Source organism: Segatella copri (genome assembly GCF_009495355.1).
Lineage (GTDB): Bacteria > Bacteroidota > Bacteroidia > Bacteroidales > Bacteroidaceae > Prevotella.
In genome coordinates, this window is the sequence record NZ_VZAD01000019.1 from 1 (window position 1) to 12,582 (window position 12,582).

General features: G+C 51.7%; 13 protein-coding genes. 8 read left to right on the plus strand and 5 right to left on the minus strand.

Annotation, left to right across the window (positions count from 1 at the left end; translation table 11 throughout):
* Positions 1-230, plus strand: a 230-nt coding sequence (locus F7D20_RS01930; protein ID WP_228114052.1) for a transposase, incomplete at its 5' end; no start/stop codon positions are given.
* Positions 231-675: 445 nt separating this feature from the next.
* Here the strand turns inward: F7D20_RS01930 and menB are convergent.
* From menB to F7D20_RS01950, 4 genes are all read right to left on the minus strand, one after another.
* Positions 676-1,497: a 1,4-dihydroxy-2-naphthoyl-CoA synthase gene (menB, locus tag F7D20_RS01935; RefSeq protein WP_022253138.1), complete on the minus strand. Its 822-nt coding sequence runs from the start codon at positions 1,495-1,497 to the stop codon at positions 676-678.
* 23 nt (positions 1,498-1,520) lie between these two features.
* Positions 1,521-3,380, minus strand: a complete 1,860-nt coding sequence (menD, locus tag F7D20_RS01940; RefSeq protein ID WP_158462618.1) for a 2-succinyl-5-enolpyruvyl-6-hydroxy-3-cyclohexene-1-carboxylic-acid synthase — start codon at positions 3,378-3,380, stop codon at positions 1,521-1,523.
* Between the two features lie 490 nt (positions 3,381-3,870).
* Positions 3,871-4,959: a chorismate-binding protein gene (locus F7D20_RS01945; protein WP_158462619.1), complete on the minus strand. Its 1,089-nt coding sequence runs from the start codon at positions 4,957-4,959 to the stop codon at positions 3,871-3,873.
* 4 nt (positions 4,960-4,963) lie between these two features.
* Positions 4,964-5,401 carry a PaaI family thioesterase gene (locus F7D20_RS01950; protein WP_022253143.1) on the minus strand — a complete coding sequence of 146 codons (438 nt, stop codon included), beginning with the start codon at positions 5,399-5,401 and terminating at the stop codon, positions 4,964-4,966.
* Between the two features lie 172 nt (positions 5,402-5,573).
* Here F7D20_RS01950 and F7D20_RS01955 point away from each other — a divergent pair, with 172 nt between their 5' ends.
* The 7 genes from F7D20_RS01955 to F7D20_RS01985 all read left to right on the plus strand — a co-directional run bounded on the left by F7D20_RS01955 (position 5,574) and on the right by F7D20_RS01985 (position 11,610).
* A complete protein-coding gene (locus F7D20_RS01955) occupies positions 5,574-5,792 on the plus strand; it encodes a DUF3791 domain-containing protein (RefSeq protein WP_158462620.1) in 219 nt (72 codons plus the stop codon).
* The gene (locus F7D20_RS01960; RefSeq protein WP_158462621.1) at positions 5,789-6,268 is read left to right on the plus strand and encodes a DUF3990 domain-containing protein; all 480 of its coding nucleotides are present in this window, start codon (positions 5,789-5,791) and stop codon (positions 6,266-6,268) included. The genes F7D20_RS01955 and F7D20_RS01960 overlap by 4 nt, the downstream gene beginning before the upstream one ends.
* Positions 6,265-6,492: a hypothetical protein gene (locus F7D20_RS01965; protein WP_022253146.1), complete on the plus strand. Its 228-nt coding sequence runs from the start codon at positions 6,265-6,267 to the stop codon at positions 6,490-6,492. The genes F7D20_RS01960 and F7D20_RS01965 overlap by 4 nt, the downstream gene beginning before the upstream one ends.
* Before the next feature lie 189 nt (positions 6,493-6,681).
* Entirely contained in the window at positions 6,682-8,412 is a 1,731-nt protein-coding gene (gene lysS / locus F7D20_RS01970) for a lysine--tRNA ligase (protein WP_022253147.1), read from the plus strand.
* Positions 8,413-8,513: 101 nt separating this feature from the next.
* The gene (locus F7D20_RS01975; RefSeq protein WP_022253148.1) at positions 8,514-9,512 is read left to right on the plus strand and encodes an NAD(P)H-dependent glycerol-3-phosphate dehydrogenase; all 999 of its coding nucleotides are present in this window, start codon (positions 8,514-8,516) and stop codon (positions 9,510-9,512) included.
* 10 nt (positions 9,513-9,522) lie between these two features.
* A complete protein-coding gene (locus F7D20_RS01980) occupies positions 9,523-10,881 on the plus strand; it encodes a glucose-6-phosphate isomerase (RefSeq protein ID WP_158462622.1) in 1,359 nt (452 codons plus the stop codon).
* Between the two features lie 3 nt (positions 10,882-10,884).
* On the plus strand, positions 10,885-11,610 hold the full coding sequence (locus tag F7D20_RS01985; protein ID WP_158462623.1) for an HAD family hydrolase: 726 nt from the start codon (positions 10,885-10,887) through the stop codon (positions 11,608-11,610).
* 60 nt (positions 11,611-11,670) lie between these two features.
* On the opposite strand, the gene F7D20_RS01990 is transcribed toward F7D20_RS01985, so the two are convergent.
* Complete coding sequence (locus F7D20_RS01990) at positions 11,671-12,342, minus strand: SprT-like domain-containing protein (protein WP_158462624.1); 672 nt, start codon at positions 12,340-12,342, stop codon at positions 11,671-11,673.
* Positions 12,343-12,582: the final 240 nt, after the last annotated feature.

Genomic DNA, 12,582 nt, shown 5'->3' on the forward strand with positions numbered 1-12,582 from the left:
AGCTGATGCCGTTCTATGACAGAATGATGCTGCGCAAGAGATACATTATCGAAACAATTAACGACATGCTGAAGAATACGGCACAGATTGTACATTCGCGTCATAGGTCTGTGAACAACTTTGTCATGAACCTCATCTCAGCATTGGGAGCATATTGTTTCTTTGACAACAAGCCAATGGCATTGCAAGGATACTGCATCGAAGACACGAAGCAACTTTCATTGTTCTAAAGACAGAATAATCTCTTTCGATTCTTTATATACAGCCCATGTCTGATGGCATGGGAAGAGAACTCGCGTATCTGTCTTCACATGCAACTAATCGCTATTTTATCCCGAATTGGGGTATATCATTGCCATTCATATCCCGAAATCGGGCAAGCACATGATAACCGACCATCCTCAAATATGGTTTGAGAAATTCTTCAAAGATGCTTTCGATAAACTTATTTGAACCTTTGAGTCAAAGGAGTTAGGGAGTTAAGGGAGTTAAGGGAGTTAAGGGAGTTAAGGAGTTAAGACAACAGTCTTATTGCTTGAAATCAAACATTAAAACATTGCCCACAAAGGCATTTGTCTTAACTCCTCAGCGACCGAAGGGAGCGATAACTCCTTAACTCCCTTAACTCCTGAAAAATAACTCCTGAAAAAGCTCCCGAGAATTCTCCTCAGAGCATCATGGGAACTGTGGATAGTCGTCGAAGCGGGGCTTGCGCTTCTCGAGGAAGGCCTTGCCGCCCTCCTGCGCCTCGTCCATGGTGTAATAGAGCATGGTGGCATCGCCTGCCAGCTCCTGGATGCCCGCCTGTCCGTCGAGCTCGGCATTGAGTCCTGCCTTGATCATGCGCAGTGCCAAGGGCGAGCGTTCCATCATGATCTCTGCCCACTCCACACAGGTATCCTCCAGCTCGGCGAGGGGCACCACCTTGTTGACCATGCCCATTTCCTCGGCCTCACGGGCGCTGTACTGTCGGCACAGGAACCATATCTCGCGGGCCTTCTTCTGTCCCACCATGCGTGCCAGGTAAGAGGCTCCGAAGCCTGCGTCGAAGCTTCCCACCTTGGGACCCGTCTGTCCGAAGATGGCATTCTCGGAGGCGATGGTGAGGTCGCACATCACGTGGAGCACATGGCCGCCACCGATGGCATAGCCGTTCACCATGGCGATGACGGGCTTGGGCAGACGGCGTATCTGCATCTGCACGTCGAGCACATTGAGGCGTGGCACTCCGTCGGTTCCCACGTATCCTCCGCGCCCCTTGACGTGCATGTCGCCTCCGGCACAGAAGGCCTTGTCGCCGGCACCGGTGAGGATGACTACTCGTATGTTCTGACTCTCACGGCAATAGCTGAAGGCCTGCGACATCTCCCATGTGGTGAGGGGTGTGAAGGCATTGCGATAACGCTCTCGGTTGATGGTTATCTTGGCTATGTGATGATACTCTTCGAAGATGATTTCCTTGAAATCAAATCCTTCTATTTTTTTCCATTCTCTCATATCGTTGTATTTATGTATTATGTTTATCTCCCGAAAAATCCCTCCACGGCCTCGTTGTCGGCATCGATGTCGGTGAATACCTCCATGAGCATGGGGCGGTCGGACTCGGTATGGATGAGCCAGTCGATGCCCTCACGCAACGACGCCATGTCGTCGGCATTCTGATAAGCCACTCCGTGAGCCTGACAGAGGTGACAGGCCGAGGTGACGTGCTCTGCCATCACCAAGCGCTCGCGGGCGGCACTCTCCTTCAGTCCCTCAAACTTGCCGAAGATGGCACCTCCGCCATTGTTGAGCAGGAGGATGCGCAGACTGCCGTTGATATTGCGGTTCCAGAGGGCGTTCTGGTCGTAGAAGAAGCTCAGGTCGCCCAGCACGCAGAACACCTTCTGCTGGCTCTTGGCGTCGGGATGATGCTGTTCGGAGAGCACCACCGACAGGCCTGCTGCTGCAGAGAGCGTGCCCTCGATGCCATTGACGCCACGACAGCAATGCACATACTGGCAGGCGTAGATGCCCGCCAGGCGGATGGGCATGCTGTTGCCATAGAAGATACGGCACTCGCTCGTGTCGCCCAGCACGGAGTGGGCAAGATACTCCTGCTGGAAGTATTTCACTGCCGCCATGCTGCTGTAGGGCGGCTCATAGTCGTAGGCGTGCCGCTTGGCCGCACGCAGAGCCCAGAACCACCGGTCCTTGAAGTCGCTCACATCGGCATCGTAGGCCTGGTCGTAATCGGTCATGGCAGAGGCCAGCTGGTCGGGGTCGCACTGGAAGATGCGGTCTATGTGCATGAAGGTGTCCACCATCTCGCCGTCCTTGCTCACCCGCCACACCTTGGCTCCGCCTCCGCCCTGCTCCCTGCTGCGGGCTGCCCGTCGCAGGAACTGCTTGAGGCGCTTGCTCACCAGCGTGCCGCCCACATAGAGGATGAAATCGGGCATGAGGTCCTCGACATCGTAGGTCACCATGCGTCGCCGCATCACGGGCACCTCTATCTCTCCTTTCTCCAACCGGGCGAGCACCTCCTCGAAACTGCTTGCCAAGAGGTTGCTGGAGTAGTCGTGCGAGGCGGGATCCTTGCTCGACGTGCCGAGAGCGGTGGGCTCGATGAGCGTCACTGCCCACGAGCTGATGTTCTTGATGCCATGGAGCGAGGTCGAGGGATAGTCCTGTCCCACGACGATCATCGGCCTGCGGGCGTTCAGGAAGTCGAGCAGGTCGCCATAGTGGAATCCGCCTCCGTAGAGACCGGTCCTCACATAGTCTACCCAGTGGGTATGGGGGAGCTCCTCCTGGGTGAACTCGTAGAGGGGTTCGGCGATGTGTATGTTGATGTGCACGGGGCCCGACTTGCGGTGCACGCAGTCGATGACGGCCTCGTGGGCCTGTCGCTCGCAATACCATGCCTGCTCGTCGTGCATCTGGGCAGAGGCAGGATGGTCTATTATATAAGGTGTAATCATCGGCAGGTCGACACTCCTGTTCACCATCTGTCCGAAGACGTGGGCTTGCGGAAGGGTCTGCCCGTCCTGCTGACCTATCCACGCCTCGGGGCGGTCGGCAGAGATGACGATGATGGGCAACTTCTGATAGTAGGCTTCGGCGACGGCGGGATAGACATTGAGCAGGGCTGAGCCCGAGGTGACGCACACCGCCACGGGGTCGGGACTATAGCCCAGCGAGCCTGCCATCGACATGCCCAAGGCCATGAAACCGGCACTGCGCTCGTCGGTGACGGGATAGCACGTGATGCCCTCCGCCTCGTTGAAATTGTGAACCAAGGGGGCGTTCCTGCTTCCGGGACACACCACCACTCGCCTTACTCCGTGACTCTTGAGTACACTGGTCAGGATATTGACATTCTCGATATTGCTATACATTTTTTTATGAATGTTGAATGTTTAATTTCAGGAGTTAAAGGAGTTAAGGAGTTATCGCTCCCTGCGGTCGCTGAGGAGTTAAGACAAATGTCTTGAAGGAATGGGGAAAGGTCAAGTCCACTCCACACGTCCATAAGCAGCACGCCCTGAAAAACCCAGAAGCTCCTATAAGTAGCACGCCCTGAAGGGGCAGAAGCTCATAGCCCAGGGCAACGCCCTGGGGGTTATCATGGTAGCAAACTTGTCGCCCTGTAAGGGCAAAAGCTTTGAAACTCCAGGGACAATTTGTAAAGCTTTTGCCCTTACAGGGCGCCTTGCTGATTGCCTTTATACCCAGGGCGTTGCCCTGGGCTAAGAGCTTCTGCCCCTTCAGGGCGTGCTGCTTAATGAATACACCCACAAAGCTGTTGTCTTAACTCCTTTAACTCCTTAACTCCTTTAACTCCTTTAACTCCTTAACTCCTTTAACTCCTGAGTATTCTCCTTTAACTCAAACCAGCTCCATCATGGTCTGCATCTTGGCCTCGGTCTCCCTCCACTCCTTCTCCATCTCGCTCTCCTTCAGGAGGCCGCCACCGGCATAGAGCTCGCAGATGCCACCAGGCAGAAGACGCATACAGCGGAGCGACACGAAGAGATGGGTATCGGCACGGGGCGACAGCATGCCCACGAAACCACTGTAGTACCGACGGGGCTCGTGCTCATGACGCAGGATAAACCTGCGGGCAGGCTCCTTGGGAATGCCACACACGGCTGGCGTGGGATAGAGCGCTTCGAGCACATCGCCCAGCACGTCGGCACAGGGCAGACGGAAATGGATGTCGGTACGCAGATGACACAGATGGGCCGCCGTCATCGTGTAGGGACCCTGCAGACGATAGTCGTCGGAGAAGGTCCTGATGCACGCCTCGATGTAATCGGTGACGTACTGCTGCTCCTCCTGGTCCTTCTGCGGCCACTCAAAGCCCTCAGTCGCCTCGTGAGGGATGGGGCACAAGGATGTCATGGGCGCTTTCTGAGTGCCGGCAAGCGACATGGTGTGGTACTCGCCCGCACGCCCATTGAGCAGCACCTCGGGCGTCGCCATGAGCCACATGCCCGAAGCCTCGGAACACACTAATGCCACGAAGAGACGCGGATACATGCGGCAAGCCTTGGCGAAGAGCGCCTCGGCCGACAGGCGGGTTGTCTGCACCGACCTGCGTGCCAGCACGATCTTGCGGAACACTCCCCTCTGCAACTGCCCGTGAAAGCATCCGAAGTCGCGGACATAGCCGTCCTTCTCCTCTGATTTCCCGTTTCCCTTCAAGCCTCCATTCTCGTCCTTCAAGCCTCCATCCGAGTTTTTCTCGTCCTGGCCTCCCTCGAAGTTCTCGCCAGTCAAGTGAATCACCCTTTTCTCGTCGGGATGAATCAGCACCACGGGGCATTCGGCCGAAGGCTGGAAAGGCACTATCACGAAGCCTTCCCTGCCATTGAGCTGAGCCACAGAGGAGAGGATTTCGGGCTCTCCCACGTGCTGCGCCACATAGGTGGCATGCTGCTCGCAGGGCAAACGATAATACGCAAAAGCCGTCATCTTCTTATTCTGCCTGTTTCTTGGGTTGGTCTTTCTTCGGAGTGATCACATAGTTGGTCACCTGCACGGTGCACACGGTCTCGCCCTGCGAGTTGCGTATGTCCACCTGCCATGTGTGCAGCACTCTTCCCTTGTGCACCAACTTGGCGTAAGCGGTAACGGTGTCGCCCTCGGATACGGCGATGACATGGGTGCCGCTCACGTTGATGCCCACGGCAATGCGTCCCGGACAGAGTGCCAGCGAGCCTATGCCCGCCACATTCTCGGCCAGCGCCAGCGAGGCGCCACCACTCAGGAATCCAAAGGGCTGGCGATTGCGCTCGTCGACCTTCATCGTCGCCATGATGGTATCGGGCTCGGGGGTAGAGATGAATTTCATACCCAGCGTCTTCGACAGTCCGTCGGTCTTACTTATCCTCTTTACTATTTCATCTATGTTCATTGTGCTGTTTTTTTAAGTATAATGCAAAATTAATAGAAATAAGAGATAAAACAAAATAAATAAGGTAATTTTATACTTTTATCGAGAAAAAACAAATTTGGAAGAATAAATTTGGAGTTTACAAAGAAAACTCGTACTTTTGCAAAAGAGTATACTTAAAAAAGTTAGCAAAATGGAAGACAAATATAAGATTCCTTTTATAAATGCGTGCATTCGATGTATGGGGAGTAGATATAATCTTCCCATCAAGAACGCATACCAATACTTGAAACATTTTCAAGGCATCCACTTTTTAATACAATTCTATAATACCCTTCATCTTCAGTCTATCGAAGATACTGTAGACGATTTAGTTGTTATATGTCAAAAAAATGGAGGAACTTTAGCATGATACTCTACCACGGTACTAATGTTGATTTCGATGAAATAGAAATCAAAAAAACAAGGAATTACAAAGATTTCGGACAAGGTTTTTACCTTACTGACATAAAAAGCCAGGCCGAAGAATTGGCTACCAAAAGAGCACTCATGTTTGGAGGCACCCCTATTGTACAAAAATACGAGTTCGACGAACAGCTCTTAGAATCCCCTGATATTAAAGTCCTCCAGTTCGATTTCGTTTGCGCAGAATGGGCGGAGTTTATCTACAAGAACCGAAGTAGGACAACCCCACCTTACAAGCACAATTATGATATTGTCATCGGTCCAATAGCTGACGACGGCGTTGCCTACTTACTTGGACGATACGAAGAAGGCACCTATACGATAGAAGAACTGGCCGAAGAATTGAAATTCAAACATCTCAATAACCAATACTTCTTTGGAACAAGCAAAGCTATTCTCTTACTCAAAAGATTGAAAAAATGACAAAAGAACAGATAAACAAATACTTGACAAACAGAGCTGTTGATAAAATGACAGAATACTTGATGCAGGATTACAACATATCCATAGAGCAAGCTTTAGATTTCATTTACAATTCAGATACATATCAAAAGCTCAATGACAAAGAAACCGGTCTTTACGTCGAAAGCCCTGCTTATATATATCAGTTGCTTGACAGAGAATACAAGACTGGCGTTTTTGCATAACACTCAATATCTGACTCAACTTCCGCACATGAGGAAGTTCCTGTCTTTTTCAGACTTAACGAAGGGAAAACTCATCTATTTTGCATCGTTTGCACATTATTAATATATTAAAAAGCATAAAATACTACGTCAGTTAAAATTTTATTCGTATTTTTGCACCACGAATAATAAGATATATCTCAATAGAATATGAACATTTTAGAGTTGAGCGAACAGGAAATAGTTCGCAGACAGTGTCTTCAGACATTGCGAGAGATGGGCATCGACCCATACCCAGCAGCAGAGTTTCCAACCAATGCATTCAGCACAGACATCAAGGCTGAGTTCAAAGACGAGGACGAGCCACGCCAGGTAGTGATCGCAGGCCGTATGATGGGCCGACGCGTGATGGGCAAGGCAAGCTTCGCCGAGTTGCAGGATTCTAAGGGAAGAATACAGGTCTATATCGCCCGCGACGAAATCTGTCCCGACGAGAACAAGGACCTTTACAATACGGTATTCAAAAAATTGCTCGACATCGGTGACTTCATCGGTGTCAAGGGATTCGTCTTCCGCACACAGACAGGCGAGATCTCCGTTCACGCCAAGGAGCTGTGCCTGCTCTCCAAGAGCCTCAAGCCACTCCCTATCGTGAAGTACAAAGACGGCGTGGCATACGACAAGTTCGACGACCCAGAGCTGCGCTATCGCCAGCGCTATGTCGACCTCATCGTCAACGACGGCGTGAAGGACACCTTCCTGCAGCGTGCCACAGTATTGCGCACCCTGCGCAGTGTGCTTGACAACGCTGGTTATACAGAGGTGGAGACTCCTACCCTGCAGAGCATCGCAGGTGGTGCTTCGGCCCGCCCATTCATCACTCACTTCAATGCGCTCGACCAGGATATGTACATGCGTATCGCCACCGAGCTCTATCTGAAGCGACTCATCGTAGGCGGCTTCGAGGGCGTCTATGAGATCGGAAAGAACTTCCGCAACGAGGGTATGGACCGCAACCACAACCCTGAGTTCACCTGCATGGAGCTCTACGTACAGTACAAGGACTACAACTGGATGATGTCATTCACCGAGAAGTTGCTCGAGACCATTTGTATCGCCGTCAACGGCAAGCCAGAGCGCGAGATCGACGGCAACATCGTAAGCTTCAAGGCACCTTACCGCCGTCTGCCTATCCTCGACGCCATCAAGGAGAAGACCGGCTTCGACTGCAACGGAAAGACCGAGGAGGAAATACGCAACTTCTGCAAGGAGAAGGGCATGGACGTAGACGAGACCATGGGCAAGGGCAAGCTCATCGACGAGCTCTTCGGAGAGTTCTGCGAGGGAACCTTCATCCAGCCTACCTTTATCACCGACTACCCTGTGGAGATGTCGCCACTCACCAAGATGCACCGCTCTAAGCCAGGACTCACCGAGCGCTTTGAACTCATGGTCAACGGCAAGGAGCTGGCCAACGCATACTCTGAGCTCAACGACCCTATCGACCAGGAAGAGCGCTTCATCGACCAGATGAAACTGGCCGACAAGGGCGACGACGAGGCGATGATCATCGACCAGGACTTCCTGCGCGCTCTGCAGTATGGTATGCCTCCTACATCGGGCATCGGCATCGGTATCGACCGTCTCGTCATGCTCATGACGGGCAAGACATTCATCCAGGAGGTGCTCTTCTTCCCACAGATGAAACCCGAGAAGAAGATGCCTCAGAGCTCTATCAAGGAATGGGAAGAGATCGGCGTGCCAGAAGACTGGGCATACGTGCTCCGCAAGGCTGGCTTCAACCTCATCTCCGACATCCGCGACGAGAAGGCTCAGGGATTACAGCAGAAGATCGGCGAAATCAACAAGAAGTACAAACTCGGATACGAGAAGCCTTCTGTTGATGATATCCAAGGCTGGATTGATGCAGCAAACAAATAAAATTCAAGTTTTTGGGTTTCAAGAATTAGGGAATTGGAGATAATTCTGAAATTCTCTAATTCTTGAAAAAAACTTGAGAACATTAAACATTAAATAAAAAGGTGTATAATTGCGGTAAAATTGCGATAATTGGCGGAGGAAGCTGGGCAACAGCTATAGCCAAGATTGTGGTGGGACATACTCATCACATAGGTTGGTATATGCGTCGCGACGACCGCATCGAGGACTTCAAGCGACTGGGACACAACCCTGCCTATCTCATAGCAGCACGGTTCAATGTCGAAGAGATATTCTTCTCCTCAGACATCAACAAGATAGTGCAGAACTACGACACACTCGTGTTCGTAACACCATCGCCCTACCTGAAGAATCATCTCAAGAAACTCAAAACCCGGATTGACGACAAGTTCATCATCACGGCCATTAAGGGTATCGTGCCCGACGAAAACCTCGTATGCTCGGAATATTTCCATCAGGTGTACGACGTGCCCTATGAGAACCTCGCCTGCATCGGCGGACCGTCACATGCCGAGGAAGTGGCGCTCGAAAGACTCAGCTACCTCACCGTGGGATGCAGCGACACCGAGAAAGCCAAGGCCTTTGCCAACGACTGCCTGGCAAGCGAGTTTATCAAGACCAAGACCTCGAGCGACGTAATCGGCATCGAGTACTCTTCCGTGCTCAAAAACGTTTACGCCATTGCTGCCGGTATCTGTGGAGGACTGAAGTATGGCGACAACTTCCAGGCGGTGCTCATGTCGAACGCCGTGCAGGAGATGCACCGCTTCCTCACTTCCGTGCACCCCATCGAGCGAAGCATGTACGACTCGGTCTACCTCGGCGACCTGCTCGTGACGGGATACAGCAACTTCTCGCGCAACCGCACCTTCGGAACCATGATAGGCAAGGGTTACAGCGTGAAGAGTGCACAGGTAGAGATGGAGATGATTGCAGAGGGATATTTCGGCACCAAGTGCATGAAGGAAATCAATCGCCACATGCACGTCAACATGCCGATTCTCGATGCCGTATATAATATATTGTACGAGCGCATCAGCCCGCAAATCGAAATCAAACTATTAACAGATTCATTCAGATAAAAAAAATAAAATGAAAAGTATCAGCTTAAACATTACAAAGGCTGCTTCCTTCCTCGCAGAAGGTGCAGTAAAGGCTTACGAGCCTAAGGTAAAGGCCGCTCAGGAAGCTCTTGAGAACGGCACTTGTGAAGGTAACGACTTCTTGGGATGGTTGCATCTGCCATCTTCTATCACTCCTGAGTTCCTCGACGAGATTCAGGCTGTGGCCAACACTTTGCGTGAGAAGTGCGAGGTGGTTGTTGTAGCAGGTATCGGTGGTAGCTACCTCGGTGCACGCGCCGTCATCGAAGGCCTCGGAAACTCTTTCGCATGGCTCGTAGCAGACAAGAAGAACCCTACCATCCTCTTCGCAGGAAACAACATCGGTGAGGACTACCTCTACGAGTTGACTACATACTTGAAGGACAAGAAATTTGGTGTCATCAACATCTCTAAGTCGGGTACCACTACCGAGACTGCCCTGGCTTTCCGCCTCTTGAAGAAGCAGTGCGAGGACCAGCGTGGCAAGGACGAGGCCAAGGATGTCATCGTGGCCGTTACCGACGCCAAGAAGGGTGCTGCACGCACTTGCGCTGACAAGGAGGGCTACAAGAGCTTCATCATCCCTGACAATGTGGGTGGTCGCTTCTCAGTATTGACTCCAGTAGGTTTGTTGCCTATCGCTGTGGCTGGTTTCGATGTAAAGCAGCTCGTTGCAGGTGCTGTCGACATGGAGAAGGCTTGCGGCAAGGACGTGGCTTTCGACGAGAACCCTGCTGCCATCTATGCTGCCACACGTCAGGCACTCTACACACAGGCTGGCAAGAAGATCGAGATCGTATGCAACTTCCAGCCTAAGCTGCACTACTTCGCTGAGTGGTGGAAGCAGCTCTATGGCGAGAGCGAGGGCAAGGACCAGAAGGGTATCTTCCCTGCTGCCTGCGACTTCACTACCGACCTCCACTCTATGGGTCAGTGGATTCAGCAGGGCGAGCGCTCTATCTTCGAGACCGTCATCAGCGTTGAGACTCCTAACGAGAAGCTGCTCTTCCCTCACGACGATGAGAACCTCGACGGCTTGAACTTCCTCGAGGGCAAGCGTGTGGACGAGGTGAACAAGATGGCTGAACTCGGTACCCGTCTGGCTCACGTAGACGGTGGTGTGCCTAACATCTTGGTTAACGTACCTGAGTTGAACGCCTACTACCTCGGCCAGCTCATCTATTTCTTCGAGAAGGCTTGCGGCATCAGCGGTCTCCTGGAAGAGGTGAACCCATTCAACCAGCCTGGTGTTGAGGCATACAAGAAGAATATGTTCGCATTGCTCAACAAGCCTGGCTATGAGGCAGAGAGCAAAGCCATCCAGGAGCGTCTGGCTAACGAAAAATAATAGATGAAAGAAGCTATTTCAAAATACTTAAAAGACCACGGCTTTGGGGAGTTCAACCCTAAAGCCGTTCTTTTTGATATGGACGGTGTGCTGTACGACAGCATGCCCAATCATGCCGTGGCATGGCAGGAATCCATGAAGCAGTTCGACATCCACATGACGGCATCCGACGCCTATGCCACAGAGGGCGCTCGAGGCATAGACACCATTCAGATGATGGTGAAGAAGCAGAAAGGCATCGACATCTCGCTCGACGAGGCACAGAAGATGTACGACGTGAAGACCGAAATCTTCCACACCATGCCTACTGCACAGATCTTCCCCGGGGTAAAGGACATCATGCAGAAAATCAAGAATGCCGGTATGCAGGTGGGCGTGGTGACGGGAAGCGGACAACGACCGCTCATCCTGAGATTGCTCGACGACTTCGGCGACTTCCTCGACGAGTCGCACATCGTTACGGCATACGACGTGAAACGGGGCAAACCCAATCCCGACCCTTATCTCATGGGACTTCAGAAGGCAGGAAACCTGAAGCCCTGGCAGGGCATCGTGGTGGAGAATGCGCCCTTAGGCGTTCGTGCAGGTGTTGCTGCCAATATCTTCACCGTGGCCATCAACTCGGGACCTCTTCCCGACGAAGAGCTCTCCCATCAAGGTTGCAACCTGCTCTATCACAAGATGACCGAGTTCTGCAATGACTTCGAATCACTGATTTCAATCCTATAGCGACAAAGTCCCCTTCGCTATAGGATTTTTTCTATCCGTCAAACCAAGAACAAGCGGTCTCTAAACATCTATTTCGGTTTCTTGCAGAACGTGGAGCAACTTAGAATAATCGGCTTTTGAGATGCGTCGCCCTCTGAGGCTTCTCACCTGAGGATAATCTTCAAAATAAGACTCCTGGGTGGTATACCACTGATGATGTCTCACCTCTCGAAGTGCCCGGACCTTTCGCTCTATCCCCATGGCAAAACTCGGATTGACACGCGACAGGTAATATTTACCATCGTGCATTTCGATGGCCAACATCAAGTATGTCTGCGGACCTCGCAAAGTCTTTTTAGCCTTTACCTGCTCACTCACCTTCCACCCCTTGGTAGAGGTCATGACCCTGATATCCCAACCATACTTCCGGTTCAGGTTGTCCATCAGCCCACGAAACACGACACCATGCGAAGAGGTATCGCGAAGCCCCGTATAGGCTATGGCGTAATGTATCATCTCATGAAGCAACACACTCTTGGCCTGACGATCGGTCATGTCGTAATAGGTTGTCATCGATATCTTGAAATCGTAAAGACGCACCTTGCCCCACCTCGACACACGCTTAAACGCCATTTGTCCCAAACGGGTTCTGGCACGACTCAAAGCCATAACTGGCAATGGCAGTTGGGCGTCGAAATAGGAGATGTTGAATGTTTCAAACCATCTCTCCATCCATTCCACGGTTACTATCATGATTCTTTATTACTTTATTCAAGTTTCGCAAGTAAGCAGCACGCCCTGAAAGGGCAGAAGCTCTTAGCCCAGGGCAGCGCCCTGGGTAATTACGTCAGCAAACCTGTCGCCCTGTAAGGGCAAAAGCTTTAAAACTCCAGGCAATTTACAAAGCTTTTGCCCTTACAGGTAGGGTGTTCAAAATTCGTTTAAAATCCGACGCATTTTTTACCTATGGTATTGATGCGTTTCACTGCCAAA

Coding starts and splice junctions, on each gene's coding strand:
- menB (WP_022253138.1), bottom strand. CDS start 1,497: ATGAGAGAATGGAAAAAAATAGAAGGATTTGATTTCAAGGAAATCATC.
- menD (WP_158462618.1), bottom strand. CDS start 3,380: ATGTATAGCAATATCGAGAATGTCAATATCCTGACCAGTGTACTCAAG.
- F7D20_RS01945 (WP_158462619.1), bottom strand. CDS start 4,959: ATGACGGCTTTTGCGTATTATCGTTTGCCCTGCGAGCAGCATGCCACC.
- F7D20_RS01950 (WP_022253143.1), bottom strand. CDS start 5,401: ATGAACATAGATGAAATAGTAAAGAGGATAAGTAAGACCGACGGACTG.
- F7D20_RS01955 (WP_158462620.1), top strand. CDS start 5,574: ATGGAAGACAAATATAAGATTCCTTTTATAAATGCGTGCATTCGATGT.
- F7D20_RS01960 (WP_158462621.1), top strand. CDS start 5,789: ATGATACTCTACCACGGTACTAATGTTGATTTCGATGAAATAGAAATC.
- F7D20_RS01965 (WP_022253146.1), top strand. CDS start 6,265: ATGACAAAAGAACAGATAAACAAATACTTGACAAACAGAGCTGTTGAT.
- lysS (WP_022253147.1), top strand. CDS start 6,682: ATGAACATTTTAGAGTTGAGCGAACAGGAAATAGTTCGCAGACAGTGT.
- F7D20_RS01980 (WP_158462622.1), top strand. CDS start 9,523: ATGAAAAGTATCAGCTTAAACATTACAAAGGCTGCTTCCTTCCTCGCA.
- F7D20_RS01985 (WP_158462623.1), top strand. CDS start 10,885: ATGAAAGAAGCTATTTCAAAATACTTAAAAGACCACGGCTTTGGGGAG.
- F7D20_RS01990 (WP_158462624.1), bottom strand. CDS start 12,342: ATGATAGTAACCGTGGAATGGATGGAGAGATGGTTTGAAACATTCAAC.